This window comes from Streptomyces sp. NPDC127106 (assembly GCF_042677605.1).
Lineage (GTDB): Bacteria > Actinomycetota > Actinomycetes > Streptomycetales > Streptomycetaceae > Streptomyces.
The window spans coordinates 1-25480 of record NZ_JBHXTC010000014.1; the positions used below are offsets into that span (position 1 = coordinate 1).

The window sequence follows — 25480 nt, forward strand, 5'->3', positions numbered from 1 at the left end:
GGCCGGTCCCCGGGGCCCGGCCGGCCGCCGCGCTCGCGCGCCCAGCGGGCCAGCTGCGCGACCCGCTTGACCACGAACTGCTCGTCGCGGATGCCGAGCATGCCCGCCAGCTGGACCGCCGACTCGTGCTGGATCGCGATGTTCTTGATGCCGGCGACCACCGGGGCGGCCTCGTCGAGCGCGGCCGCCCGGCCCGCCGGGTTCTCCAGGTTGTGCCGGGACACGATGTGCCGCAGCGCGAACTCGAACAGCGGAGTGCGCGACTCCACCAGCGTGGACACCGCCTCGTCGCCCTGGGCCAGGCGCAGGTCGCAGGGGTCCATGCCGCCCGGGGTGATGGCGATCGAGGTTTCGGCGGCGAACTTCTGGTCGTCCTCGAAGGCGCGCAGCGCGGCCTTCTGCCCGGCGGCGTCGCCGTCGAAGGTGAAGATCACCTCGGCGGTGGCGTTGTCCATCAGCAGCCGGCGCAGGATCTTGACGTGCTCGCCGCCGAAGGCGGTGCCGCAGGTCGCGATCGCGGTGGTCACCCCGGCCAGGTGGCAGGCCATCACGTCGGTGTAGCCCTCGACCACGACCGCCCGCGAGGTCCGCGCGATCTCCTTCTTCGCCAGGTCGATGCCGTAGAGCACCTGGGACTTCTTGTAGATCGTCGTCTCAGGCGTGTTCAGGTACTTCGGGCCGTTGTCGTCCTCGCGCAGCTTGCGCGCGCCGAAGCCGACCACCTCGCCGCTGATGTCGCGGATCGGCCACATGAGCCGGCCGCGGAAGCGGTCGATCGGCTTGCCGCTGCGGCTGTCCTGGGACAGGCCCGAGGTGATCAGCTCCCGGTCGGTGTAGCCCTTGCCGCGCAGGAAGCGGGTGAGGTGGTCCCAGCCGGCCGGGCTGTAGCCGACGCTGAAGTACGTGGCCGCGGCCTGGTCGAAACCGCGCTCGGCCAGGAACCTGCGGGCGATCTCCGCCTCCGGGCTGCCCAGCTGGTCGATGTAGAACTGGGCGGCCGCCTTGTGCGCCTCGACCAGCCGGATCCGCTCGCCGCGGCCGCTGGTGCCCGCGGTGTAGCCGCCCTCCTCGTAGCGCAGGGTGATGCCCGCCTGGGCGGCCAGCCGCTCGACCGCCTCCGAGAACGACAAGTGGTCGATCTTCATGATGAAGTCGAGGGTGTCCCCGCCCGCCTGGCAGCCGAAGCAGTGGTAGAGGCCCTTGCTGGGGCTCACCTGGAAGGACGGGGACTTCTCGTCGTGGAAGGGGCACAGGCCCTTGAGGTTGCCGCCGCCGGCGTTGCGCAGCTGCAGGTAGTCGGAGACCACGGCGTCGATCGGGACCGCGTCCCGTACCGCCTTCACGTCGTCGTCGTTGATCCGTCCTGCCACCCGTGAAGTCTACGGCCGGGCGCGGCAAAACCCTCAGGCGCCCCGGCCCGTCACCAGCGAGCTCAGCGGAACCGACGGGTCCGCGAGGGCTTCGCGGTCGACCTGCTCCTTCGACCTGATCAGGGCCTGGATGTCGTCTGTGACGTCCCACACGTTGACGTTCATGCCGGCCAGCACCCGCCCGTCCGACAGCCAGAACGCGATGAACTCCCGCTTGGCCGCGTCACCGCGGATCAGGACCTGGTCGTAGCCGCCCGCCGGGGCGTATCCCGAGTACTCCAGGCCCACGTCGTACTGGTCCGAGAAGAAGTACGGCACCCGGTCGTAGCTGATCTCCTGCCCGAGCATGGACCGCGCGGCGGCCGGGCCGCCGTTGAGCGCGTTCGCCCAGTGCTCGACGCGCAGCCGGGTCCCCAGCAGCGGGTGGTGGGCGGCGGCCACGTCCCCGACCGCGTAGATGTCCGGGTCCGAGGTGCGCAGCGAGGCGTCCACGGCGATCCCGCCGCCGTGCTCCCGGTCGACCAGGGCCAGTCCGGAGGTCTCGGCCAGCGCCGTCCGCGGAGCCGCGCCGATCGCGGCGAGCACGGCGTGTGCCGGGAGTTCCTCGCCGGCGTCCGTGCGGGCGGCGAGCACCATGCCGTCGTGCCCGATGATCTCCGTGAGGCGCGTTTCGAAGTGGAAGCGGACCCCGTGGTCGGCGTGCAGGTCGGCGAAGAGCCGGCCGATCTCCGGGCCGAGCACCCCGTGCAGCGGGGTGGCCAGCGGCTCGACCACGGTGACCTCGGCCCCGTACCCGCGGGCCGCGGCGGCGACCTCCAGGCCGATCCAGCCGGCGCCCGCGATCAGCAGGTGCCCGTTGTCCCTGCCGAGGCCCGCCAGGACGGCCCGGAGCCGCTCGGCGTGCGCGAGCCGACGCAGGTGGTGCACCCCGGCCAGGCCGGTGCCCCGGATGTCCATGCGGCGCGGCTCGGCCCCGGTGGCCAGCAGCAGCTTGTCGTAGGGGAGGGCGGTGCCGTCACCGAGGACGACCTTCTTGGCCTCCCGGTCCAGGTGCACGGCGGGCTGGCCGAGGTGCAGCTCGATGTCGGCGCGGGCGTACCAGGACGCCTCGTGGACGAAGATGCTGTCGCGCTCCTCCTTGCCCTGGAGGTAGCCCTTGGACAGCGCGGGCCGTTCGTACGGGTGGTCGCGTTCGTCGCCGATCAGGATCACCCGCCCCGTGAACCCCTCGGACCTGAGCGTCTCCGCCGCCTTGGCCCCGGCCAGCCCTGCGCCGACGATGACGAACGTCCGGTGTGCGTCGACCACCTGATGCCTCCTCATAACCTCACCGCCACTTGTGACCACATGCGAGCGTCCCGCACGGAGCCTGCCGCGTGAAGGGGGAGTGGCCCGATCGGATCACCCTTCGGTGGGGCGGGTGGGGCGGGTGCGGCGGGTGAGCCGGGCGTGCAGGGAGCGCGCCGATGCGTCCGTCAGGCACGCGATCTGGTCGATGACGGCGCGTTTGCGGGCCTTGTCGTCCGGGGCCTCATCGAAGATCGCACGGAACTGCGGGTCCAGGCCCTCGGGCGCGCGGGCGAGCAGCGCCTCGGCAAGTTCGGCCAGGACGATGCGCTGGTCGGCGCGGAGTCGTTCCTGCTCGTCGCGCTGCATCACGTACAGGTCGGCGACCGCCTTGAGGACGGCGCACTCGTGGCGCGTCTCCCGCGGGACGACCAGCTCGGCCGCGTACCGGGTCAGCCGGCCGGAGCCGTACGCCTCGCGGGTGGCGCCTTCGGCGGCCAGGCAGAACCGGCCGATCAGCTGGCTGGTGGCGTCCTTCAGGCGGGCCTGGGCGACGGCCGAGCCGTCGTAGCCGTGCGGCCACCACTCCTGCTCCATCAGCCGGTCGAGGGCTTCGCGGAGCTCCTCCGGGTCGGTGCCGGCGGCGACGTACCGGCCGATCGCGACCCGCTGGATCGCGGCACGCTCCGGCTCGGCGAACAGGAGGTTGGGGTCGATGTGCCCGGCGTGCAGACCGTCCTCGAAGTCGTGTACGGAGTAGGCGACGTCGTCCGACCAGTCCATGACCTGTGCTTCGAAGCACTTGCGGCCGGCGGGCGCGCCGCGCCGCAGCCACGCGAAGACGGGCAGGTCGTCCTCGTACGCGCCGAACTTGACCGAGCCGGGGTCGGTGGGGTGGCCGCCGCGGGCCCAGGGGTACTTGGTGGCGGCGTCCAGACAGGCCCGGGTGAGGTTGAGCCCGACGCTGACGGGCGCTCCGGTCGCCGGGTCGGGCGCGAACCGTTTCGGCTCCAGGCGGGTGAGCAGGCGCAGCGACTGGGCGTTGCCCTCGAAGCCGCCGCAGTCCTTGGCGAACTCGTTCAGCGCCTCCTCGCCGTTGTGCCCGAAGGGTGGGTGGCCCATGTCGTGCGAGAGGCAGGCCGCTTCGACCAGGTCGGGATCGCAGCCGAGGGCCGCGCCGAGCTCGCGCCCGACCTGGGCGCACTCCAGCGAGTGCGTCAGCCGGGTGCGGGGGCTGGCGTCCCAGTCGTACGAGCGGCTGCCGGGCGTGACGACCTGGGTCTTCCCGGAGAGGCGGCGCAGCGCGGCCGAGTGCAGCACGCGGGCGCGGTCGCGCTGGAAGGCGGTCCGACCGGGGCGCTTGTCGGGCTCGGGGGCCCAGCGCTCGGTGTCGGCAGGGGAGTAGCGGCCTTCGGAGCCTTCAGGGCCTTCAGGGCCTTCAGGGCCGTGCGGACGGACGGGTGCGGTGCCTGCCATGCCTTCCATGGTCCGACGGTAACCGGAGACACCGACAATCCGAGGAATCCGAAGCCGGGCGGTCCTCAGGCGGTGGCCAGTTCCAGCGGGGTCCGGGCCCGCCGGGCGGCGAGGGCCTGGTCGTAGCGCCGCAGGACGAGGCGGGCCAGCGCCGGGTGGTCGCCGAGCGGGGCGGCGGCCGGGCCGGTCGCGGCGGCGGCGCCCTGTGCGGCGAAGCGGCCCGGGGCGGTGAAGTACGAGGCCACGGCGACCCGGTGGTGGCCGCGGGCGGTCAGGGCCCGGACGGCTTCGGGCACGGCGGGCGACGCGGCGGAGGCGTAGGCGGGTACGACGGCCGTCCCGCCGAGGCGCTCGGAGAGCAGGGCGGCGGTGCGCCGGGTGTCGGCCGCCGCGTCGGGGTCGCGCGAACCGGCGGCGGCGAGTACGACGGCGGTGTGCGTGCCCCGGCTCCAGCCGGCCTCCAGGAGGCGCTCGTACAGGGCTTCGACGAGCAGCGGGTGCGGGCCGAGCGGCGCGGCGACGCGGGCATCGGCGTGCCGGGCCGCGGCCGCGGGGAGGTCCCGCTTGACGTGGTACCCGCGGCCGAGGAGCAGGGGGACGAGCACGGTCGGGCCGGGGGTGCGCCGCAGGGTGTCGGCGAGCAACGGCCGGTTCAGCTCGATGTGGCCGAGCCGGACGTCGAGGCGGGGGCGGAGCTCGCGGATCCGTACGAGCAGGGCCTGGACGGTGGGGAGGGCGCGCGGGTCGCGACTTCCGTGGGCGACGGCGACGAGGGTGGGCTGCATGCGTGGACTCCGTGGGACCGGGCCCCCGGCGGGCGCAGTCCGCGCAGCTGCGTTCCGAGTTGGGCGGTGATCCGGGTCAGCAGCTCAGCGGCCGTGGCGGCGGGAAGCGGGAGGGAAGGGGACTCGGGAGGGTGCACCGGCTCCGTCATGAACCGATCCTGCGGGGCGGAGGTTGCAGGGGCGTTGCGCCGGTATGACGGGTGTTTTCCGGGTGCTCACTCGGTCATTCGTCCGAGTGAAAGAGGGGGAGGGGGAACTCGGGCCGCGGACTTGATCGTCAATGTGTGCGAGTGGTGTGTGCGAGCGGTGTGCGCGGAGGGCGCAGGGCAGTGGGGGATCGGACATGAAGGCGACGAGGGCCACGGGGACCACGGAGATCACGGAAACGGAAGCGGAAACGGGGAAGGGGACGGAAACGGGGAAGGGGACGGAAAGGGGGGCGGGGACGGGGACGACGGGGCTGCGGGACCGGGCGAGGCGGGCGGCGGCGGTGCTGCGGCCGCGGCTGCCGCGCGGGGTGCGCGGCAGGAGGCGGGCCGTGCAGGCGGTGATGGCGGGCTGCGTGCTGGCGATGCTGCCGTCGGCGTGGACGCACGCGGTGGCCGCGGACCGGCTGCACCGCACGGCCGACACACCGCCCGCCGAGGTGGCGGTGGTGTTCGGGGCGGGGCTGTGGCACGGCAGGCCGACCCCGTACCTGGCCCGCCGGCTCGACGCGGCCGTGGAGCTGTACCGCACCGGCAAGGTCAAGGTCGTCCTCGTCACCGGGGACAACAGCCGCACCGAGTACGACGAGCCGGGCGCGATGCGGACGTACCTCACCGGGCACGGCGTGCCGGACGCCCACATCGTCAGCGACCACGCCGGGTTCGATACGTGGGACTCGTGCGTCAGGGCCCGGGAGATATTCGGGGTCGAGCGGGCGGTGCTGATCAGCCAGGGCTTCCACATACGCAGGGCCGTCGCCCTGTGCCGAGCGGCGGGCGTGGACGCGTACGGGGTCGGCGTGGACGACGAGCACGACGCGACCTGGTACTACGGCGGCACCCGCGAGGTGTTCGCGGCGGGCAAGGCGGCCCTGGACGCGGCCTTCAAGCCGGAGCCGCACTTCCTCGGGCCGAAGGAGGAGGGGGTGCCCCGGGCCCTGGGCGCTCTGCGAGACTGACGCGGCCGGTCACACCGGCACGGTCCTCACCACCGGGTACGGGAGCCTCCGCGTGCGGTGTGCGCGGCCTGCGACCGCAGCTGGACGGCCGGCCTGACCGTGCGGAACGTGCCCGGGCAGTGACGGCCCCGGGGCCTCACCGGGCGGCGTCGGGCGCGCTGAGGTGCCCGTACAGCAGGTGTAACCGCCAGGCGGCGGCCCGCGTAACACCGCTGCCGCACGCTGGCTTTATGCACACGCCCGCCACCGCCACCGCCACGCACTGCCCGTACTGCGCGCTGCAGTGCGGCATGAAGCTCCGCCCCACGCCGGACGGGGCGGACCCGGCAGCGGTGGAGGAGCGGGCCGACTTCCCCGTGAACCGGGGCGCGCTGTGCGGCAAGGGCCGCACCGCCCCCGCCGTGCTCTCCTCCCGGGTGCGCCTGACCGAGCCGCTCGTCCGCACCCACGCCGGCCGGCTCGAACCGGCCACCTGGGAGGAGGCCCTCGACGCCGTCGCCGCGGGCCTCGCCCGCACCCGGCACGCCCACGGCCCGGACGCGGTCGGCGTCTTCGGCGGCGGCGGGCTCACCAACGAGAAGGCGTACGCGCTCGGCAAGTTCGCCCGCGTCGCCCTCGGCACCTCGCAGATCGACTACAACGGCCGCTTCTGCATGTCCTCGGCCGCCGCCGCCCACCAGCGGGCGTTCGGCCTGGACCGCGGGCTGCCCTTCCCGCTGGAGGACGTCCCGCGCACCGGGTGCGTGATCCTCGTCGGCTCCAACCTCGCCGAGACGATGCCGCCCGCCCTGCGCTACCTCACGGAGCTGAAGGCGAGCGGCGGCACCCTGATCGTCGTCGACCCGCGCCGCACCCGCACCGCGGAGGAGGCTGACCTGCACCTGGCCCCCCGACCCGGCACGGACCTCGCCCTCGCGCTCGGCCTGCTGCACCTGGTCGTCGCCGAGGGCCGCACCGACGAGGAGTTCATCGCCGGGCGCACCACCGGCTGGGAGGAGGCCCGTGCGGCTGCCATGGCGCACTGGCCGGAGCTGGTCGAGCGGATCACCGGCGTCCCCGTGCCGAAACTGCGCGAGGCCGTCTCGCTGTTCTGCGCCCCGCCCTCCGCCATGGTCCTCACCGCTCGCGGGCCGGAGCAGCAGTCCAAGGGGACCGACACCGTCGGCGCGTGGATCAACCTGTGCCTGGCCACCGGCCGCGCCGGCCGCCCGCTCTCCGGCTACGGCTGCCTCACCGGCCAGGGCAACGGTCAGGGCGGCCGCGAGCACGGCCAGAAGGCCGACCAGCTCCCCGGCTACCGCAAACTTGCCGACCCGGCGGCACGGGCCCACGTCGCCGGGGTGTGGGGCGTCGACCCCGACAGCCTGCCGGGCCCGGGCCGCAGCGCGTACGAACTCCTCGACGCCCTCGGCACGGACGTCAGGGCCCTGCTCCTGATGGGCTCCAACCCGGTGGTCTCCGCCCCCCGCGCCGCCCACGTCGAGGACCGCATCCGCGCCCTGGACTTCCTGGCCGTCGCGGACGTCGTCCTCTCCGAGACCGCGGCCCTGGCCGACGTGGTCCTGCCCGTCACCCAGTGGGCGGAGGAGACCGGCACCACCACCAACCTGGAGGGACGCGTCCTGCTGCGCCGCCGCGCCCTGACCCCGCCGCCGGGCGTCCGCAGCGACCTGGAGGTCCTGCACGGCCTGGCGGCCCGCCTCGGCGTCGAGAAGGGCTTCCCGACCGCCCCCGAGGAGGTCTTCGAGGAGCTCCGTCGCGCCTCGGCCGGCGGCCCGGCCGACTACTCGGGCATCTCGTACGCCCGCATCGAGACCGAGCAGGGCGTGTTCTGGCCCTGCCCCGTGGGCTCCGCGGGACAGCAGCGGCTCTTCCTGGACCGGTTCGCCACCGACGACGGCCGCGCCCGCTTCGTCCCCGTCTCCCACCGCGAGGCGGCCGAGGTCCCGGACGCCGAGTACCCGCTCCTGCTCACCACGGGCCGGGTGGTGGCCCAGTACCAGTCGGGGGCCCAGACCCGCCGCGTCGACGAGCTGAACGCGGCCGCCCCGGGCGCCTTCGTGGAGCTCCACCCGCGCCTGGCGGCCCGTATCGGCGTGGCCGACGGCGAGCCGCTCGCCATCACCTCCCGCCGCGGCCGCGCCGTCGCCCCCGCCCGCATCACGGACGCCATCCGCGCCGACACGGTCTTCATGCCGTTCCACTGGCCGGGCGAGGGCCGCGCCAACACCCTGACCAACCCGGCCCTGGACCCCGTCTCCCGCATGCCGGAGTTCAAGGTCTGCGCGGTCCGCGTGGAACCGGTGCGCTGAGCGCTCCGCGGGAAGGCCGCAAGGGGCCGGCGATCGTCCCCGGGACCGATGCGGCCGGTCGCGCAGTCCCCCGCGCTGCTTCGGCGCGCCGCCGAACCGCTCGACTTCACCGCGGCCGCTCGGCCGCCACCGGTGCGCCGGCCCGGCCGGGCGCTCACGAACGGTCCTGGGCGAACACCGGTTCCAGCGCGGCCAGCAGCCGCCCCACGAGTCCCCGCTCCTCGACGTCGAGCGCCGGGTACTCCTTGCGGAAGCCGCTCCAGTCGACATGGGCGAAGGACCCGAACACGCCGGGCGTGAGCGGCACCGTACGCCCCTGCTCCTCGAACTCGCCGGACAACCGGAACACCTCCTCCACCAGCCCGCGCGCAGGGGTGCAGCTCTCCGCCAGGAGAACCGCGTCGTAGAGGTCCTTGCCCTGCGGGTACAGGTCCGCGGCGAGCCACATCAGCTTCCACGCGAGGGAGAGTTCCCGGGTGGCGCCGAGCAGCGGTACCCCGGCCACCTCCACCGACTCCGGCGGCACGGGCAGCGGCTCGTTGAAGACGAAGTCCAGCTGCACCTGCCCGCCGGGCAGCCCTGGTGCGGACCAGGGCAGTACCAGCCGACGGCCCGGGACGCGCTCGTACGTCCAGATGTACTCGGACGCCGCCTCCCCGGCCGGCATGTCCAGCCCCCCGGACCGGCCCCCGGCCAAGCGCTCGGCCGCCGCCGCGACGTCCCGCAGCATGCGCCCGGTGCGGTCCTCCTCGATCCGCCACTGCGCGGGGACCACGACGAAGTCGAGGTCGTGCGGCTCCCGAGCCGCGGCCCCGAACCACCGTGCCATCAGCATGCTGCCACGCAGCACCAGTGACGGCGCCCACCCGGAGGCGTGCACGGCGCGCAGGGCGACCGCCATCGCGGTGCGCCGCGCCCGCAGCCAGGCCTCGCGGACCACCGGGTCCCCGATCGCTGGGTCCAGCGGCCGGTACGCCTCGGCGAAGTGCTTCAGCGCCGGGTCGAACGCCACGGCGGACGGCACCTGCGGCCGCCCCACGCCCGCCAGCAGGGTCCGCGGGGGCGAATCCCAGCGACGCCTCCGCTCCTCGGCCGGCTCCGCCGGATCGTCCGGCCCGCCCGGAATCGACGGCTCCCACGGCGCACCGTTCATGCGGCCACCCCTTCCTCGATCCAACCGTCGTCCACCGACAGGTCGCTGTCGAACAGCACGAATTCCCGCTCCTGCGAGCGGATGTCGTACCCGGCGGCCGCCAGCTCGGCGACCAGCGCGTCGCACGCCCGGCCGGCTCCCGCCGCCCCCGCGGGGCCCCGGTACCGCTGGGTGACGAACCGTTCGTGGTTGACGCCGTCCTCCGCGGCGCGCCGGGCGTTCCACGACAGGTGCGCCCCGTGCGGGGTGACCAGGGCCTCCAGGCGGGCCCGGTCGAAGCCGGCGGGGAGCAGCAGCCTCACGTGGTGCTCGAAGTAGCCGCCGCCCGGGCCCGGCCGGTCCGTGGTCCACGGGACGGTCTCCACCTTGACCCGGACCGGGTCGAAGCCGTCCGCCCGCAGCAGCGGAACCAGGGCCTCGTGGCCGTCGCGGTCGGGCAGGGTCAGCATCGGCTGCGACACCACGCGGCCGCGGGCCAGCACGATATGAGTCACCTTCAGCCCGCGGGCTCCGGCCCAGGCGTGGAGTCGTGCCAGCTCCGCCGCGTCCGGGCAGTGCAGCGTGACATGGGTTTCGTACACGGACATGCCGAAGATCTTGTCGGACATGCGTCCGACCCGCATCGGGGTTCTCCGCGGCGGGTAACCATCCGGTCACGCACCGGACTCAGAAAGTGCCCGCACGCCCCTCGTGGCGGCGATGTGCCGTACGCCACACTGAGGTGCGGTGCCACCGTCCTCGGAGCCCTGGAGGTCGCCCCCGTGCAGACCCGGATCCTGACCGTCAACGTGAGCCCGCCCGTCCCCGCCGTCGCGGCCCAGGCCCCGGAGGGCGGGGAGCCCGAGGCCGACCCCGAGCCCGGAATGGAGACCGAGCCCGGCAGCGGGCAGGCCGCCGAGGACGGGGACGACGAGGCGCCCGAGGTGCTGGAACTGATCGAGCAGGTGCCCGAGCAGCGCCGACGCGGGGACGGCGCCGGGACGGGGCCCTCCGCTGACCTGTTCCGCCAGTACCTGCGCGAGATCGGCAGGATCCCGCTGCTTACCGCCGCCGAGGAGGTCGAGCTGGCGCGCCGCGTCGAAGCCGGGCTGTTCGCCGAGGAGAAGCTGGGCAGCACCCCCGACGTCGACCTGCGGCTCGCACTCGACCTGGACAAGCTCGTCGTCATGGGGCGGATGGCCAAGCGGCGCCTGATCGAGTCGAACCTCCGGCTCGTCGTCTCCGTCGCGAAGCGCTACGTGGGCCGCGGTCTCACCATGCTCGACCTCGTGCAGGAGGGGAACCTCGGACTGATCCGGGCCGTTGAGAAGTTCGACTACACCCGGGGCTACAAGTTCTCCACCTACGCCACCTGGTGGATACGGCAGGCGATGTCGCGGGCCCTCGCCGACCAGGCCCGCACCATCCGCGTCCCCGTTCACGTGGTGGAGCTCATCAACCGGGTCGTGCGCGTTCAGCGGCGCATGCTCCAGGAGCGCGGCTACGAGCCCACCGCCGAAGAGGTCGCCGTCCATCTGGAACTGACGCCGGAACGGGTGCTGGAGGTGCTGCGCCTGGCGCAGGAGCCGGTCTCGCTGCACGCCCCGGTCGGCGAGGAGGAGGACGTCGCCCTCGGCGACCTGATCGAGGACGGCGACGCGGCTTCGCCGATGGAGTCCGCCGCCTTCTTCCTGCTGCGCGAGCACCTGGAGGCCGTCCTGTCGACCCTCGGCGAGCGCGAGCGCAAGGTCGTCCAGCTGCGCTACGGCCTGGCCGACGGCAGGCCCCGCACCCTGGAGGAGATAGGGCGCATCTTCGGCGTGACGCGCGAGCGCATCCGCCAGATCGAGTCCAAGACGCTGGGCAAGCTGCGCGACCACGCCTTCGCCGACCAGCTCCGCGGCTACCTCGACTGACTGACGGCGGGCCCGGCACACGGCGGGGGCGGGACAGGTCCGGAGGTCCGGCTCCGCCGGACTCCGCCCCGCCCCGCCCCGCACCAGGCCCGCGTGCCGCGTCGGTCAGTCGACCTCGGCGACCGCCTGTGCGAACTGCGCCGCGTACAGCCGCGCGTACGCCCCCTGCGCTGCCAGCAGTTCCTCGTGCGTGCCCTGCTCCACGATGGAACCGTTCTCCATCACCAGGATCACGTCCGCGTCCCGGATCGTGGAGAGCCGGTGCGCGATCACGAAGGACGTGCGGCCGTGCGCGAGCCGCGCCATCGCCTTCTGGATCAGCACCTCGGTACGGGTGTCCACGGAGCTGGTGGCCTCGTCCAGGACGAGGATCACCGGGTCCGACAGGAACGCCCGGGCAATGGTGATCAGCTGCTTCTCGCCCGCACTGACCCCCGCACCCTCGTCGTCGAGGACGGTGTCGTAGCCGTCCGGCAGGGTGCGGACGAACCGGTCGGCGTGCGCGGCCCGCGCGGCCTCCTCGATCTCGGCGCGCGTGACCTCGCGCGAGGCCCCGTACGCGATGTTCTCCGCGATCGTGCCGCCGAACAGCCAGGTGTCCTGGAGCACCATGCCGATGCCGCCGCGCAGCTCCTCGCGGGTCATCTTCGCGATGTCCACCCCGTCGAGCGCTATCCGGCCGCCGGTGACCTCGTAGAACCGCATGAGGAGGTTCACCAGCGTGGTCTTGCCGGCGCCCGTCGGGCCGACGATGGCCACGGTCTGGCCGGGCTCGACGGTCAGCGACAGGTTCTCGATCAGCGGCTTGTCCGGCTCGTAGCGGAACGCCACCTTGTCCAGCGTGACCTGGCCGCGGACCTTCTCCGGACGCTCCGGAACCTCGACGTCCGGCTCCTGCTCCTCCGCGTCGAGCAGCTCGTACACCCGCTCCGCCGAGGCAACGCCGGACTGCACCAGGTTCGCCATCGACGCGACCTGCGTCAGCGGCATCGAGAACTGGCGCGAGTACTGGATGAAGGCCTGCACGTCGCCGATCGACAGGTTGCCCGAGGCCACCCGAAGTCCCCCGACGACCGCGACCAGCACGTAGTTGATGTTCGAGATGAAGAACATCACCGGCTGCATGATCCCGCTGACCAGCTGCGCCTTGAACGAGGCCCGGAACAGCGCCTCGTTCTGCTCGGCGAAGACGGCCGCCGACTCCTTCTGCCGGCCGAAGACCTTCACCAGCGTGTGGCCCGAGTACATCTCCTCGATGTGCGCGCCCAGCGCACCCGTGGACTTCCACTGCGCCACGAACTGCGGCTGCGACTTCTTGCCGATCTTCGCGGTGACGACCACCGACACCGGGATCGTCACCAGCGCGACCAGCGCCAGCAGCGGCGAGATCCAGAACATCATCGCGAGCACGCCGACGATCGTCAGCAGCGAGTTGAGCAGCTGCCCCATCGTCTGCTGGAGCGTCTGCCCGACGTTGTCGATGTCGTTGGTGGCCCGGCTGAGGACCTCGCCGCGCTTCTGCCGGTCGAAGTAGGACAGCGGCAGCCGCGCCAGCTTGTCCTGGAGCTCCTCGCGCATCCGGTACACGGTGCCGTTCATGATGTGGTTCGACAGCCGCGTCGCCACCAGCATCAGCAGGCCGGCCAGTACGAAGACCGCCAGCGCCCAGAGCGCCACGACCCCGACGGCACCGAAGTCGATGCCCTCGCCGGGGGTGAAGTCGGTGCCGGACAGCATCTCCGCCATGCCGTCCTCGCCCTTGGCGCGCAGCCCGTCGAGCGCCTCCTGCTTGGTGACACCGGCCGGCATCTGCCGGCCGATGATCCCCGCGAAGACCAGGTCGGTGGCGTGGCCGAGGATCTTGGGGCCGATCACTGTGCAGACGACGCTGCCGAAGACCGCGGCGACCATGCCCCACAGCTTGGCCCGGTCCTGCGCGAGCTGCCGCAGCAGCCGCTTGCCCGAGCCCTTGAAGTCCAGGGACCGCTGGGCCGGTCCCGCCATCATCCGTCCTCCGGGCCCGCTCATGCGGCCTCCGCCTCCGTCAGCTGGGAGAGCACGATCTCCCGGTAGGTCTCGTTGCCGGCCATCAGCTCGTGGTGGCGTCCCTCGCCCACGACCCGGCCCTCGTCGAGCACGATGATCCGGTCTGCGTCGCGGATCGTCGCGACCCGCTGGGCGACGATGACGACCGTCGCGTCCTCCGTCTCGCGGGCGAGCGCCGCGCGCAGCGCCGCGTCCGTGGCGTAGTCCAGGGCCGAGAACGAGTCGTCGAAGAGGTAGATCTCCGGGCGCTGCACCAGCGTGCGGGCGATGGCCAGGCGCTGGCGCTGACCGCCCGAGACGTTCGTCCCACCCTGGGTGACGGGTGCCTCCAGGCCGCCGTCGAGCGCGGACACGAACTCCTTGGCCTGCGCCACCTCCAGGGCCTGCCAGAGCTCCTCGTCGGTGGCGTCGGGGCGCCCGTAGCGCAGGTTCGAGGCGATCGTCCCGGAGAACAGGTAGGGCTTCTGCGGCACCAGGCCGACCGTCCTGGCCAGCAGCTCGGGGTCGAGCCGGCGCACGTCCTCGCCGTCGACGAGTACCTGGCCGCCGGTCGCGTCGAACAGCCGCGGGACCAGGCCCAGCAGTGTCGACTTGCCGCTGCCGGTGGAGCCGATGACCGCCGTGGTCTCGCCGGGGCGGGCCACCAGGTCCACTCCGCGCAGCACGGGGGCCTCGGCGCCCGGGTAGCGGAAGTCTGCGCCGCGCAGCTCCAGCACCCCGGCCCGGGAGAGCTCGGTCACCGGCTCGGCGGGCGGGACCACGCTGGAGTCGGTGTCCAGGACTTCCTTGATGCGCTCGGCGCAGACCTCCGCGCGCGGCACCATCATGAACATGAACGTGGCCATCATCACGGACATGACGATCTGCATCAGGTAGGCGAGGAACGCCGTCAGCTGGCCGATCTCCATGCCGCCGCTGTCGATGCGCATCGCACCGAACCAGATCACGGCGACGCTGGAGATGTTCACGACCACGATCACCGTGGGGAACATCAGTGCGAGCAGCCGGCCGGAGGCGAGCGAGACGTCGGTCAGCTCGGTGTTGGCGCCGCGGAAGCGTTCCTTCTCGTAGCCGTCGCGGACGAAGGCACGGATCACCCGGTTGCCGGTGATCTGCTCGCGCAGCACCCGGTTCACGACGTCCATGTGTTCCTGCATCGAGCGGAACAGCGGGCGCGTCTTCCAGACGATCGTGCCGACGGACAGGCCGAGGACGGGCACCACGGCCAGCAGCACGCCCGACAGCTTCACGTCGAGCGAGAGCGCCATGGCGATGCCGCCGATGCACATGATCGGTGCCGAGACCATCAGGGTGAAGGTCATCAGCACCAGCATCTGGACCTGCTGTACGTCGTTCGTCGTACGCGTGATCAGCGACGGCGCGCCGAACTGGCCGAGCTCCCGCGAGGAGAAGCTCTGCACCCGGTCGAAGACGGCGGCGCGGATGTCGCGGCCGAGGGCCGCGGCGGTGCGGGCGCCGTAGTAGACGGCGCCGATGTTGCAGCCCAGCTGGACGAGGGAGACGCCGAGCATCAGCGCGCCGAAGCGCAGGACGTAGCCGGTGTCGCCGTGGACGACACCCTCGTCGATGATGTCCGCGTTCAGGGTGGGCAGGTAGAGGCTCGCACTGGTCTGGAGCAGTTGCAGCAGGACCAGCAGGGCGATGGGTTTCCGGTACGGGCCCAGGTGGGTCCGCAGAAGTCGTATGAGCACGCGCAGGCTCCGGTCGGCACGGTCGGGAGGGCATCCCATCTTCGGCCACGTGTGCGTGCAAACCCCACCGGTTTTCGCAAAGGCGGGCCAAAAGAAGGAGGCGGTCCTACGACTCCGGCGCCCCCCGCCGAGCCCGCCGGCCCCACGGATCCGGCAGCCCGGGGGAGGGCCCTACGCCTGGAAGGCGCCCGGGTGGAGCTGCTCCCGCGTCGCGATGTACTGCTGGCGCACCGCCTGCCAGGTCGCGTAGCCCTCGCCGGGCTCGAAGAGCTGCGCGGCCGGTGCCGGCCACACCGGCGGGGTGTGCGGGGCCAGCGTCCCCCGCTGCACCCCGAGCGCCCACGCCGCCTGGCGCGCCGCGCCCAGCGCCGCGTAGTCGGCCGGGGCCGGTACGACGATCTGCGTACCGAACAACCCGGGAGCCGCGGCCTGCACGGCGGGCAGCTCGGCCGCCGCGCCCAGCAGGAACACCCGGCGCACCTCGACCCCGCGCAGGCGCAGCACGTCGAGCGCGTCGACCAGCCCGCACAGCATGCCCTCGAACGCGGCCTGCGCCACGTGCTCCGGCTTCATGGAATCCCGCCGCAGCCCGGACAGGGTGCCCGCGGTGTGCGGCAGGTTGGGCGTGCGCTCTCCCTCCAGGTACGGCAGGAGTACGAGGCCGTGCGCGCCCGGCGTCGACTGCAGGGCGAGCTCGGACAGCCCGTCCAGATCGGTGCCCAGCAGGTCGGCGGTGCCCCGCAGGGCCCGTACCGCGTTGGAGGTGTTCACCACCGGCAGGTGCATGCCGCTGCCGTCGGCGAGGGAGGTGACCAGGCCGCTCGGCTCCTGCACGGCCGAGTGGTGGACCGCCATCACGGAGCCCGAGGCGCCCAGCGACACCACGGCGTCTCCGGGGGCCAGGCCCAGCCCGAGCGCGGCGGCCATGGTCTCCCCGGTGCCGGCGGAGATCAGCAGCCCCTCCGGCGTCATTCCGGCGGCCTCGGCCGGCGCGAGCACCTCGGGCAGCAACGCCACGTGCCCGAGTGCCAGCTCGACCAGGTCGGGGCGGTAGGCGCCGGTCGCCGGCGACCAGTAGCCGGTCCCGGAGGCCCCGCCGCGGTCGGTGGTGCGGCGGGCGGGCCGGCCCAGCAGCTGCCAGACCAGCCAGTCGTGCGGGGACATCAGCACCGCCACCCGGCGGGCCGCGTCGGGCTCGTTACGGGCCATCCAGGCGAGCTTGGCCACGGGCTGCGCGGAGTGCGGGACGGAGCCCACGGCCTCGGCCCAGGCCTGCCGGCCGCCGAGGGCCTCGGTGAGGTCGGCGGCGGCGACCTGGCCGCGCTTGTCGTTGCCGACCAGGGCCGGGCGGACGAGGGCGCCCTGTGTGTCCAGCGGCAGCAGCGCGTGCTGCTGCGCGGAGACGCCGATGGCCTGGACGCCTTCGAGGAGGCCGCCGCCGGCGGCCTCGCCGAGGGAGAGCAGCCAGGCCTGGGGGTCGATGTCGTGGGGGTGGAGGACCTCGGGATCACCCGCGGGCTGCGGATGGGGCGCGTAGCCCTGGCGCAGTACGGCACCCGTGTCGGCGTCGCAGACGACGATGCGAGTGAAGGCGGAAGAGCTGTCCAGCCCGGCGACTATCCCCATGCGGAGAATTCTGCCGCACACACGGCCGGGATCCGGCGCCCCGGCGGGCGTCGGATCCCTTGTGCACCGGCGGCGAACCGGCCTCGGAACAGTGGGGAATCGGCGGTGAACGGGGAGTGGTCCGGCGGTGGGCCAGACGGTGGATCGGGGCCGGGTCGGCGGTGCGACGACAGCCCCGTCCGCCCCGGCTTCCCCGGACCGTCCCGCCCGCCCCGGCCGCCTTGCCCGTCCCGGCCGCCTCAGGTGTTGCTGGTGCCCCAGTCGTCGTCGTAGCCGGCGGAGCCGCCGCCCCGGCCGCGCAGCACCCGTACACGGTCCGTCACCGAGGCGGGCAGGACGTCCCCGACCCGGTCGCCCACGGCGGTGAACGCCTTGCCGGCGAACTGGCGCCCCTGCTGGCCCGCGGTCTCGGCCGCATTGCGCACGGCCGGGTTCCGTGCGGCCTCGCGCACGCACTTCTTCATCTGCTCGTAGCGCTCCCGCCCGGCCCGTGTCCCGAGGACGTACCCGAGGGCCAGTCCGCTCACGAACGTGACCTTGTAGCGCATGCCTGTCACCCTTCGTCGTGTGGTGCCCGGCCCGCTCTCGATACCGATTGGCGGAGCACCCCCCTGCTTGCGCTAATCTATGACTCGCAACGGGCGCTCGCCCCCCGGCAAGGCCGGAGGTGGGCCGTTCGGTGCAACGCAGCAATCCCCTGTAGCTCAATTGGCAGAGCAGCCGGCTGTTAACCGGCAGGTTACTGGTTCGAGTCCAGTCGGGGGAGCGCGATCCCCTGTAGCTCAATTGGCAGAGCATTCGGCTGTTAACCGGAGGGTTGCTGGTTCGAGTCCAGCCGGGGGAGCAGAGGGAAGAGGACCCCGAGGGGTCCTCTTCTTTTTTGCCCGCGGGCAGAACTTCTGCCCCGACGGTGGAACCGGGCAGCCCTGAAACCGGTCTCCGCCGACAGCGAAGCCGATCACACGACCCAGCCGAGGCAGGAGATCGTATGAGCGGCTATGCTGCGGCAGACGGCGCGCACACTTGTACGCGCCACGCCGTGAAGGGGCGGTAGCTCAGCCGGTTAGAGCAGCGGACTCATAATCCGTCGGCCGTGGGTTCGAGTCCCACCCGCCCCACCGCAGGCCGGGTCAGAAGAAACGTTCTGACCTGCCAGCTTGGTGCCCCGCCCGGTCTTGCCGGGTCGGGGCATCTTGTCGTTTACCCCCTCGTGCGTGAGCGATGCGTGAGCGGCGGTTTCCGAGCCCACCGCCTGCCGTGCCCGTGGCACGACGCGGGCAGCCCCTTCCGCCGCGGCCCTGTCCACCTCGGGCAGGAGGCTCGTGTACGTGTCCGAGGTGAGCGTGATCGTGGAGTGCCGCAAGGTCTCCTTGATCGTGTGAAGGTCCCCGCCACCGGCATGCGTCAGAGTCGCGGCCACATGACGTAGATCACGAAGGCTGATCGGCGGCAGATCAGTGCTCGCCAGGATCCGCCGGAAGGTCTCGGACACAGTCTCCGGATGCAGCCAGGAACCGTCCTCCTGCGTGAACACCTTCCCGGTGTCCTGCCACGCCGCCCCGAACCTCAGCCGCTCCCGGTTCTGCCGAGCCCGGTGGGCCCTCAGGACCTCCACGGTGCCGCTGTCGAGGGCGATGGTCCCCGCGCTGCCGTCGGTCTTCGGCGCGGACTCGTACGCCTCCCAGTTGTCCACGACGATCTCCTTGGCCGGCGTCAGTAGCCCCGCCTCCAGGTCCACGTCGGTCCACTCCTGCCCGACGCCCTCACCGCGCCGAAGCCCGCGGAACGCGATCAGGTGGAAGAACGCGTACAGCCGGTCCCCCTCCGCCGCATCGAGGAAGGTGCCGACCTGAGCGGGCGTCCACACCATCACCGGGCTGGGCTTCACTCCGGTCTCCCGCCACCGCTGCACCCGCTCGTCGGTCCACAGCTGCGCCTTGGGCCGCTTTCCGGACGCCAGCTCGACGTGTGCGGCCGGGTTGAACGTCAGCAGCTGCTGGGCGATGGCGGCGTTCAGGGCGGCCCTGAGCGTCCGGCGGATGCTCTGCTGGGTCGCGGGCCCAGCGATCTTCCGAAAGGGCGGCATAGCGGCGAGCTTCGCCTTCTCCTTGTCCAGCCGCGCCCGCTCGGCGGCCGGGGGCCTGCTGCCCCTTCCCCACTTGCACCTGGCGGCCTGCTCGCGCCGGGCCTGATTCTCGGCGGCTATCACCTCGTTCTCGTCGGCGATTGCGCCGAACATCTCCTGCAGGTGCCCGACGTTCAGCCGGTCGAGCCGCACGTGCCCGATGCGGGGCTTGAGGTGCACGCGAACGTGGGAGCTGTACCCGCTGGTCGTCGTCCTGCGGGTCTTCTTGCCTGCCAGCCACATGTCCAGCCAGTCGCCCACCGTCAGACGGGACGTGAGCTTCTGGCCGGTCACGAACCGCCGCCGCGTCTCCTCCAGATCCGGGATCGGCCCCTTCTCGTCCGCGACGAGCTCCAACAGCTCGGCGATGTGTCGCCGGCCCTCCTCGTCGTCCGCGTCCGGCAGCGCGAGCAGCGCCCGTATCTGGTCGAGGTCGGCCTGGGCCGCGACCTTCGTCTCATACCCGCCTCGACTGAACGACCGCCGCCGACCGTCCTCGTACGGCGGCAGCTCCTGCCGCACCGAGTAGCTACCGTGCCGCCGCTGCTTCAGCTTCGGGCATTTACTGCCGAGCGGTTTCCCCGTCTCGGCGTCCCTGCAATGGCAACGACGGTACGTCGAGCCCTTCATGCACTGTCTCCTTGCTGGCTGTTCTGAGATGCCGACCGGCGTATGGGCGTGGTCGAAGCTGCCCCTACCTGACCCTAGGTGCCCTCGCCTTTCCCTATCCTTCCTTATCTGTCGAGATTCATTGAATTCAATATCGGCGGGGCGGGCAGCTGGGATGGGGATCGTGCGCCGCGGCGGCCCTGAGGTCGAGGAGTATGGCTCTGACCTGCTAGAACTACCGTCTCTGGCTGATCATAGGCAACGACCCGGCAAGGTCAAGTCGCGCCGGAATCGCTGCGTGGGCGGTGGGGAGCGCCGCTCGTTGAGCGCCCCGGGAGGGCCGATTTTCGGCCTCGTGAACCGTGCGCTTCACTACAGTATTCTTCGCCAATCGCCGCGGCCTTTCCCAATGCCCGGAGTTTTGAATTCGGAAAAACATGGGCTACGTTCGGGCCATGATCAATGCCGACGTTCTGAGCCTTTCTCGTGTCAGGGAAGAGGCGATATCGGGTGCAGCGCGCCGTACTCGGCTGGCAGCGCGGTTGTCCCTGGCCGAGATCGCAGCCCTCTGTCAGGTCGATCCCTCCACGGTCTGGCGGTGGGAGCAGGGCAAACGCGCGCCACGGGGCGAGCCGGCCCTCAGGTACGCGCGGGTGCTGGGCGATCTGACGGCCCAGGTCGCAGCGGAGGGCAGTCGATGAGCGGTTCAGCCCTCACCCGTGACGAACTGCTGGCGCTACCGCCGGTGATCGACCTCGAGACGGCCGGTCGAGCCTTCGGGCTCAAGCGCAGCACGACCTACGACCTCGCCAGGCGCGGCGAGCTGCCAGTCGCCACCTTGCGCCTCGGTAGGGCGCAGCGCGTACTCACCGCCGAACTGCTCGAAGTCCTCAACATCCAGCCGGACACGGCCACCACAGCAGCCGCTGCATAGACCAGACCGCGGCACGGGGTGTGAACGACCAAGCCCGCCCCGCGCCGCCGCACAGGAGGTGCATATGACGAACCCTATCCCGCGTCCCACCTGCCAATTCATCGTCACCGAGCGGGGTGACCGGTGAGCCTCGACGCCATGGACTGGGTCTGGAACCACTCAACTGCCCGGGGCACGGCCCGCCTGGTGCTGCTCGCCATCGCCGACAAGGCCCCCGGCGCGGGCTGCACTGCATACGCCGGCACCGCGATGCTGATGCAGCGCACCAACACCACCCGTGTGAGTGTGCGAACGTCCATCGCCAAACTCATCCAAGCAGGCGAGCTTGCCGTCGTGGACGGGTCATGCGGTCCGAAGGGAGAGTCGGTCTACCAACTCCCGCTGGCAGTCGGCCATGTCCGTCGGGACAACAGGGGTCTCCGCAGGATCGGAGCCGAGGGTGGACCGAGGTCTGGAGCGGGTCGAGAGGTAGCCCCCAGGGGGCCAGAACGTGACCTGGCGGGAGAAAGGTCTATACCCCCGGAGGGGTATGAAACTAGCCCCCATAACGCATGGAACCAGAAGCAACACAAGGAACAGCAGCTGCGCGTGTCTTCTGCCAGCCTCATCGGTAGCGAAGCGGTGCGGCAGCTGGCGGACGCCCTCAAATGTGAGGCACTGCCGATCCACTGGAACCTGGGGGCCGGCGAGCAGCAGGACCTCGAACGCCTCATTCAGCACCACGGCACCGAGCAGTTGGTCGAGGTCGTCGCCCGTCGGGCCGTTCCCGGCGACGCACCCAAGCCAGCTCGGTACTGGCTACGTGCCTGGTCCGACCTCGATGCCACCCTTGCCCGGCCGGCGGCAACCGCGAGCGCAGTCGCGCGGCACCACTCGCCCCGGCGAAACCACTCCGATGCCCTCATGGCCGGACTCGCCCTGCTCGCTGGGGAAGGAGGAGATGTCTGATGGATCAGCTTGAGGCCACCGCACTGCTGCACCACATTGGAACCCTTGACGGCCGGATATACCGCTTGATCGCCTCCGGTCAGCAGTCCGCGCAAACGATCCAGACGTGGGCGAACGCCCTGGCCGACGTCCCGCCCACGGCGCCGGCCGTCCACTGGGACGTCCGCCGGGCAGTCGACCGGTTCTATGAACAACGCGGCGGTGACCGCTCAGCCCAATACCGCCACGTCGAACCGGCTGACATCCTTGCCGCGTGGGCCCCCTGTAAGACCGAACTCATAAACCGGCACGTTGACCCGCTTCCGGAAGCCAACCCGGACGATATCGCTGCTTACCTGGCAGAGGTGCGGGCCAGCCGCCAGGCCGTTGCTGCCGGCGTAACCCCGCCGGTCGAGCAGCGCGAGCTGACGAGTCGGGAACCGAGCCCTGAGCTCGCGGCTCGAGTGGCGGCTACAGGCAGCCCGATTCCTCCTGAGGCCCGCCGCGCCCTCGCCTCCTACCGGGCGCTCCGCACGCGCCGCGAAACCTTCGCCGCGTAGATCCAGACGGCTACGGCGTTGGAACGTTTCCTCCTCTGCCCGTTTCTACCCTTCGCTGATCAAGCCACATCGAACCCGAGGACCGTGCCGAACGGATCGGTGAGTTGGCAGATCCGGCGGCCAGGGTCGACGTCAAGCGGGCCGCGGTGAGGAGTGCAGCCCTCGTCCGGGAGTCGCTGACGTTCGGAATCCAGGTCGTCGACGGACCAGTACGGGATGGTGCTGCCCTCATGAGGGTTGGCCTTGGGGGAGGTTGGATGGAGGCCGAGCTCGAGCCCGCTGAGGTCAAGCCAGACGTAGACGGACGTTCCGTCGACGTCGCGCTTGACCTCGGCGGCGAAGGTCTCGCCCATCCAGCAGGCGGCAGCTTCGGGAGCTCTCCTTGTACCCGGGCCCGGCCGGTCAGATGTTGGTTCATTGGGAAGCCATAGGCGGCCCCGAAGTAGGCCCAAACAGCCGGTCCGGACGCGTGGTTCTTGCTAGCGTCATTCAGTCGCCAAGGAGGTCCAGTGTCGTCTTCCCTGTCCACCACTGTCCGTACTGACCTTCGAGTTGAGCCTGTGGACGACGTGCTCAACGAAGTCGAGCAGGCGCTCCGAGCGCAACTCGACCGGGAAAGCCTGGTGCGTAAGCGACGATCCCTGGGCGCGCGCACCGATCGCGGGACGTGGGTGCGTATCGAGCGCCGCCGCTTGAACAAGATCGGAAGCCAGGGGTGGAATGGCACTGAGTGCGCTGCTCTCCTTGAAGGCGTGGTTAAGCCCAAGTGGCATCGAGGCCTGGCATGGAGGCAGTCGGACGACGTGATGTGGCGAGCCGACGAGACGGACCTCTTGCCCGGTGCACCGGTCGGCAGCAGCGTCCTGGCCGTCGTCCCCGAGCTGTCTGATGAGTGGTGGCGGGCGCTCAACGCTTCGCTGGATGCCTTGGCCGTCCAGTCCACGAGGCGCGTAGCCACCCCGGATACCTTGACGATCACCCAGAGCGGTGTCGCGGAGGCGATTCGCCGATTTCTGCCCGACGGCGTGGACACGACGGTGAGCCGCTGGCACCCGGCACATGCGGATCTGAACTGGGCGAACATGACTGGCCCGGAGTTCTGCCTGTTCGACTGGGAGGACTGGGGCATGGCCCCGCGGGGCCTGGACGCCGCCTCGTTGTGGGGTAACTCCCTTGCCGTCCCGGCTCTGGCCGAGCGTGTACGCCACGAGCGGCGGCACGACCTGGAGAGCCGGGACGGCAAGTTGATGACCTTGTTCGTCTGCGCGAAGATCCTCGCCCCGGATGCGCATCCTGAGGACCCGCGCCTCGACCCCGCCCGACAGATGGCGGAGCAGGTCGCGGCGGACCTTCAGGGCGCCTGACGTTCGGCCCGCTGCCGAAGGAGCCGGCGGTACGTCCGCAGCCTGCCTGCGTCGGGTTCGTACCGGAGCGCGTCGACCAGCTCCCGGAGGTGGGAAGGGCTGTCCGTACCGACGGCGATCCTTCCCACCTTTGGGAGCAAGAAGGCCGTGCGGAACGCGGCCTGAAGGCCGGAGGGGGCGTCATCCGCGTCTTCGATGAAGATGCGAGGGTCGAGACGTCCCCACACGGGATCGGCCGGATTGCCTCCGAATGGGCTCATTCCCCAGACCTCGTCCGGGGTGAGGCCCCACCGCGTTGCGAGTGCTTCGGACGCTTCAAGGACGTCGACTCCGGCGAGGAGACCCGCGCGGACCATGAGTACGGCGGGCCTGGGCAGACTGGCGTCGACCAGGCCAGACAGGGGCCGGGGGTCCCAGGATGAGATGCCCCAGGCCCCGCACAGCCCCGCTTCCACGGCTGCTGTCAGGGCGGCGCATGCTCGGCCGAGGGTGTTCCTTGCCTCGGCCGCGGGGGAGGTGAGGGAGCGTTCCGGGTTGTGCAGGAACACCAGGTCCGGCATACGACGCAGGTCCTGGTAGGTCTGTTCGAGGGCTGCCCGGAGGCGGGTCGGGTCGAGGGAGTGCTCGGCCTGGCTGCCGGCGGGGAAGAAGCCGACCTTCGTGGAGAGCGTGAAATGGGGCAGGAGATCACCTGTGACGTCCGCGAGGGTGGTGTGGGCGGTGAACCCTCGGTAGTTGAAGCTGGTGTCGACCGCGGTGATGCCTAGGTCCAGCGCGCTGGTCAGAGTCCGGCGTTCGTAACGAGACCGGTGTAGCCCGAGGACAATTCGGGGGTCAGGCTCGCGCACAGTTCCTCCTCCACCAGGATCTTCGCCAGTGCCTTCACCTCGGCGCCCACCTCGCGGGTGGCCTCGTCCAGCTGTACGGGGCGTCCGCTCAGCAGCATGCGGAGGCCGGGAAGTGCCTTGGCCGCGAAGGTGAGCTTCTTGCCCGCCGCCTCCACGACGACCGTCTCCCCGTCCTCCGTGATCGCCGGCGGGAAGTCGGTGACGCACACCGCGGCCTCCAGGGGGCCGAAGATGTCCAGGAAGGGGACGTGGCGGCCGGGAGGGGCTTCCTGCTCGCGGCGCCGGAGGAACTCCGCAGGGTCGCGGGCGTCGATGAGGCGGGAGGCTGCGGTGGCCAGCTGGCGCTGCTGGTCCTGCTGCTGGTCGGGGCTGGCCCAGCGGTTGAGGTCGTGGCGGAAGATCTCCTCCTGGCGGGACCAGTCGGCCAGCCAGGTCAGCCAGCTCACCGCGGTGCGTTTGGCGAAGCCGAAGGTCACGTGGGTGCTGTGCCCGTCACCGTGGCCGACGCGGGTGGCCGCGTGCCAGTAGCCGCGCGGGATGTGCATGACGTCGCCGGCCTTCATGGTGCCGGTCCACACGATCTCCTGGCTGGGCGTGTTGTTCCGCTCGGCGTCGCGGTACATCGGCACGGGCCGGGAGGCGCCGCGTACCTCCCACTGCTTCTCGCCGGCGAGCTGCACGATGACGACGTCGTGGTCGTCCCAGTGCAGGTCGAAGCCGGAGGCGTCGTTGGTGGTCAGGTAGACGTTGGCCTGGACGTGCTCGCGCGACCACCACTGCAACGCCCGGCACGCCACTTCCATGGTGGCGTCGAAGACGTTCGACTGGTCGAGGACCAGCGTGGCTCCGTCCCGCAGGTGGTTGCCGACGCGGCGCATGTCCGCCATCGGTATGGCCTGCCCGCGGGGTGTGACCTGCCGGTTCAGGTAGGTGTCGGGGTGCATCTCCTCGCCGCCCTTGAAGAACCGGAACTGCGGGTTGGACACGCTCCGGCGCATGACCATGTCGAGCAGCCGCTGCGGCGTGAGGAGCCTGGTGACGACCTCCAGGTCGCTGATGCTGCCCCGGGCGAACTCCGTACCGAGCGGGGCCGGGCCATCCCACCCCAGCGCCTCTTCGATTGCGTGAACCAGACGGTGTTCCATGAACCGTTCCCTTTCCTTGCCTCGGATGGGACGTGAAAGGGGGGGGGGGGGCGCGCCCCCCCCCCGCCCCCCGCGCCCGCCCCGGCGCCCCCCCCCCCGGGGGTGGGACCACCCCGGCGGGGCGGGCGGCGGGGCCCCCCC

The 25480-nt window shown here is 71.6% G+C and carries 21 protein-coding genes, 3 tRNA genes and 1 pseudogene; 11 read left to right on the plus strand and 14 right to left on the minus strand.

Annotated features, from left to right (window positions below; genetic code table 11):
• The 4 genes from dnaG to ACFVGY_RS14935 all read right to left on the minus strand — a co-directional run.
• A partial coding sequence (gene dnaG, locus ACFVGY_RS14920; RefSeq protein WP_385676349.1) for a DNA primase occupies window positions 1-1370 on the minus strand: 1370 nt, incomplete at its 3' end.
• A gap of 33 nt (window positions 1371-1403) precedes the next feature.
• A complete protein-coding gene (locus ACFVGY_RS14925; RefSeq protein WP_385676352.1) occupies window positions 1404-2678 on the minus strand; it encodes an NAD(P)/FAD-dependent oxidoreductase in 1275 nt (424 codons plus the stop codon).
• 93 nt (window positions 2679-2771) lie between these two features.
• Window positions 2772-4142, minus strand: a complete 1371-nt coding sequence (locus ACFVGY_RS14930; RefSeq protein ID WP_385676355.1) for a deoxyguanosinetriphosphate triphosphohydrolase — start codon at window positions 4140-4142, stop codon at window positions 2772-2774.
• Between the two features lie 56 nt (window positions 4143-4198).
• The gene (locus ACFVGY_RS14935; protein WP_385676358.1) at window positions 4199-4918 is read right to left on the minus strand and encodes a sirohydrochlorin chelatase; all 720 of its coding nucleotides are present in this window, start codon (window positions 4916-4918) and stop codon (window positions 4199-4201) included.
• Window positions 4919-5378: 460 nt separating this feature from the next.
• Here ACFVGY_RS14935 and ACFVGY_RS14940 point away from each other — a divergent pair, with 460 nt between their 5' ends.
• Window positions 5379-6083 (plus strand): vancomycin high temperature exclusion protein, encoded by a 705-nt coding sequence (locus tag ACFVGY_RS14940; protein ID WP_385676666.1) that lies wholly within the window; start codon window positions 5379-5381, stop codon window positions 6081-6083.
• 230 nt (window positions 6084-6313) lie between these two features.
• Entirely contained in the window at window positions 6314-8395 is a 2082-nt protein-coding gene (locus ACFVGY_RS14945) for a molybdopterin oxidoreductase family protein (RefSeq protein ID WP_385676361.1), read from the plus strand.
• A 154-nt stretch (window positions 8396-8549) separates the two neighbouring features.
• Here ACFVGY_RS14945 and ACFVGY_RS14950 read toward each other — a convergent pair whose 3' ends face one another.
• Entirely contained in the window at window positions 8550-9548 is a 999-nt protein-coding gene (locus ACFVGY_RS14950) for a nucleotidyl transferase AbiEii/AbiGii toxin family protein (RefSeq protein ID WP_385676364.1), read from the minus strand.
• Entirely contained in the window at window positions 9545-10156 is a 612-nt protein-coding gene (locus ACFVGY_RS14955) for a hypothetical protein (protein WP_385676367.1), read from the minus strand. Before ACFVGY_RS14955 ends, ACFVGY_RS14950 begins: the two co-directional genes overlap by 4 nt.
• Before the next feature lie 153 nt (window positions 10157-10309).
• Between ACFVGY_RS14955 and ACFVGY_RS14960 the strand changes: the two genes are divergently transcribed.
• On the plus strand, window positions 10310-11443 hold the full coding sequence (locus tag ACFVGY_RS14960) for an RNA polymerase sigma factor (RefSeq protein ID WP_385676668.1): 1134 nt from the start codon (window positions 10310-10312) through the stop codon (window positions 11441-11443).
• Window positions 11444-11548: 105 nt separating this feature from the next.
• On the opposite strand, the gene ACFVGY_RS14965 is transcribed toward ACFVGY_RS14960, so the two are convergent.
• The 4 genes from ACFVGY_RS14965 to ACFVGY_RS14980 all read right to left on the minus strand — a co-directional run bounded on the left by ACFVGY_RS14965 (window position 11549) and on the right by ACFVGY_RS14980 (window position 17375).
• Window positions 11549-13471 carry an ABC transporter ATP-binding protein gene (locus ACFVGY_RS14965; protein WP_385676371.1) on the minus strand — a complete coding sequence of 641 codons (1923 nt, stop codon included), beginning with the start codon at window positions 13469-13471 and terminating at the stop codon, window positions 11549-11551.
• Window positions 13468-15201 (minus strand): ABC transporter ATP-binding protein, encoded by a 1734-nt coding sequence (locus ACFVGY_RS14970; protein WP_385676374.1) that lies wholly within the window; start codon window positions 15199-15201, stop codon window positions 13468-13470. Before ACFVGY_RS14970 ends, ACFVGY_RS14965 begins: the two co-directional genes overlap by 4 nt.
• A 171-nt stretch (window positions 15202-15372) precedes the next feature.
• Window positions 15373-16827 (minus strand): FGGY family carbohydrate kinase, encoded by a 1455-nt coding sequence (locus ACFVGY_RS14975; protein WP_385676377.1) that lies wholly within the window; start codon window positions 16825-16827, stop codon window positions 15373-15375.
• Between the two features lie 239 nt (window positions 16828-17066).
• A complete protein-coding gene (locus tag ACFVGY_RS14980; protein ID WP_385676380.1) occupies window positions 17067-17375 on the minus strand; it encodes a YtxH domain-containing protein in 309 nt (102 codons plus the stop codon).
• A gap of 145 nt (window positions 17376-17520) precedes the next feature.
• Here ACFVGY_RS14980 and ACFVGY_RS14985 point away from each other — a divergent pair.
• From ACFVGY_RS14985 to ACFVGY_RS14995, 3 genes are all read left to right on the plus strand, one after another.
• A tRNA-Asn gene (locus ACFVGY_RS14985) sits at window positions 17521-17593 on the plus strand.
• Window positions 17594-17598: 5 nt separating this feature from the next.
• Window positions 17599-17671: transfer RNA gene (locus tag ACFVGY_RS14990), tRNA-Asn, on the plus strand.
• A gap of 200 nt (window positions 17672-17871) precedes the next feature.
• Window positions 17872-17945 (plus strand) — tRNA-Ile (locus ACFVGY_RS14995).
• A 119-nt stretch (window positions 17946-18064) separates the two neighbouring features.
• Here ACFVGY_RS14995 and ACFVGY_RS15000 read toward each other — a convergent pair.
• Window positions 18065-19582 (minus strand): annotated as a pseudogene (locus ACFVGY_RS15000) (tyrosine-type recombinase/integrase); the annotation flags it as partial.
• A 434-nt stretch (window positions 19583-20016) separates the two neighbouring features.
• Between ACFVGY_RS15000 and ACFVGY_RS15005 the strand changes: the two are divergent.
• From ACFVGY_RS15005 to ACFVGY_RS15020, 4 genes are all read left to right on the plus strand, one after another.
• Window positions 20017-20262, plus strand: a complete 246-nt coding sequence (locus ACFVGY_RS15005) for a helix-turn-helix domain-containing protein (RefSeq protein WP_385676383.1) — start codon at window positions 20017-20019, stop codon at window positions 20260-20262.
• Window positions 20259-20495, plus strand: a complete 237-nt coding sequence (locus ACFVGY_RS15010) for a hypothetical protein (RefSeq protein ID WP_385676386.1) — start codon at window positions 20259-20261, stop codon at window positions 20493-20495. Before ACFVGY_RS15005 ends, ACFVGY_RS15010 begins: the two co-directional genes overlap by 4 nt.
• A 588-nt stretch (window positions 20496-21083) precedes the next feature.
• On the plus strand, window positions 21084-21443 hold the full coding sequence (locus ACFVGY_RS15015; RefSeq protein ID WP_385676389.1) for a hypothetical protein: 360 nt from the start codon (window positions 21084-21086) through the stop codon (window positions 21441-21443).
• Window positions 21443-21982, plus strand: a complete 540-nt coding sequence (locus ACFVGY_RS15020) for a hypothetical protein (RefSeq protein WP_385676392.1) — start codon at window positions 21443-21445, stop codon at window positions 21980-21982. Before ACFVGY_RS15015 ends, ACFVGY_RS15020 begins: the two co-directional genes overlap by 1 nt.
• A gap of 59 nt (window positions 21983-22041) precedes the next feature.
• Here ACFVGY_RS15020 and ACFVGY_RS15025 read toward each other — a convergent pair whose 3' ends face one another.
• Window positions 22042-22335, minus strand: a complete 294-nt coding sequence (locus ACFVGY_RS15025) for a VOC family protein (RefSeq protein WP_385676395.1) — start codon at window positions 22333-22335, stop codon at window positions 22042-22044.
• Between the two features lie 156 nt (window positions 22336-22491).
• On the opposite strand from ACFVGY_RS15025, the gene ACFVGY_RS15030 reads away from it, so the two are divergent.
• A complete protein-coding gene (locus ACFVGY_RS15030) occupies window positions 22492-23346 on the plus strand; it encodes a hypothetical protein (protein ID WP_385676398.1) in 855 nt (284 codons plus the stop codon).
• Here ACFVGY_RS15030 and ACFVGY_RS15035 read toward each other — a convergent pair.
• Both ACFVGY_RS15035 and ACFVGY_RS15040 read right to left on the minus strand, forming a co-directional pair.
• A complete protein-coding gene (locus ACFVGY_RS15035; RefSeq protein ID WP_385676401.1) occupies window positions 23334-24194 on the minus strand; it encodes an aldo/keto reductase in 861 nt (286 codons plus the stop codon). The two genes, ACFVGY_RS15030 and ACFVGY_RS15035, sit on opposite strands and share 13 nt — an antisense overlap.
• Window positions 24128-25339: a JmjC domain-containing protein gene (locus ACFVGY_RS15040; RefSeq protein WP_385676404.1), complete on the minus strand. Its 1212-nt coding sequence runs from the start codon at window positions 25337-25339 to the stop codon at window positions 24128-24130. The genes ACFVGY_RS15035 and ACFVGY_RS15040 overlap by 67 nt, the downstream gene beginning before the upstream one ends.
• Between the last annotated feature and the right edge of the window lie 141 nt (window positions 25340-25480).

What these genes read in the sequence shown, in the direction of transcription:
- ACFVGY_RS14930 (WP_385676355.1), bottom strand. Translation starts at nt 4,142, where the DNA reads ATGGAAGGCATGGCAGGCACCGCACCCGTCCGTCCGCACGGCCCTGAA.
- ACFVGY_RS14935 (WP_385676358.1), bottom strand. Translation starts at nt 4,918, where the DNA reads ATGCAGCCCACCCTCGTCGCCGTCGCCCACGGAAGTCGCGACCCGCGC.
- ACFVGY_RS14945 (WP_385676361.1), top strand. Translation starts at nt 6,314, where the DNA reads ATGCACACGCCCGCCACCGCCACCGCCACGCACTGCCCGTACTGCGCG.
- ACFVGY_RS14950 (WP_385676364.1), bottom strand. Translation starts at nt 9,548, where the DNA reads ATGAACGGTGCGCCGTGGGAGCCGTCGATTCCGGGCGGGCCGGACGAT.
- ACFVGY_RS14955 (WP_385676367.1), bottom strand. Translation starts at nt 10,156, where the DNA reads ATGTCCGACAAGATCTTCGGCATGTCCGTGTACGAAACCCATGTCACG.
- ACFVGY_RS14965 (WP_385676371.1), bottom strand. Translation starts at nt 13,471, where the DNA reads ATGAGCGGGCCCGGAGGACGGATGATGGCGGGACCGGCCCAGCGGTCC.
- ACFVGY_RS14975 (WP_385676377.1), bottom strand. Translation starts at nt 16,827, where the DNA reads ATGGGGATAGTCGCCGGGCTGGACAGCTCTTCCGCCTTCACTCGCATC.
- ACFVGY_RS14980 (WP_385676380.1), bottom strand. Translation starts at nt 17,375, where the DNA reads ATGCGCTACAAGGTCACGTTCGTGAGCGGACTGGCCCTCGGGTACGTC.
- ACFVGY_RS15005 (WP_385676383.1), top strand. Translation starts at nt 20,017, where the DNA reads ATGATCAATGCCGACGTTCTGAGCCTTTCTCGTGTCAGGGAAGAGGCG.
- ACFVGY_RS15010 (WP_385676386.1), top strand. Translation starts at nt 20,259, where the DNA reads ATGAGCGGTTCAGCCCTCACCCGTGACGAACTGCTGGCGCTACCGCCG.
- ACFVGY_RS15020 (WP_385676392.1), top strand. Translation starts at nt 21,443, where the DNA reads ATGGATCAGCTTGAGGCCACCGCACTGCTGCACCACATTGGAACCCTT.
- ACFVGY_RS15025 (WP_385676395.1), bottom strand. Translation starts at nt 22,335, where the DNA reads ATGGGCGAGACCTTCGCCGCCGAGGTCAAGCGCGACGTCGACGGAACG.
- ACFVGY_RS15040 (WP_385676404.1), bottom strand. Translation starts at nt 25,339, where the DNA reads ATGGAACACCGTCTGGTTCACGCAATCGAAGAGGCGCTGGGGTGGGAT.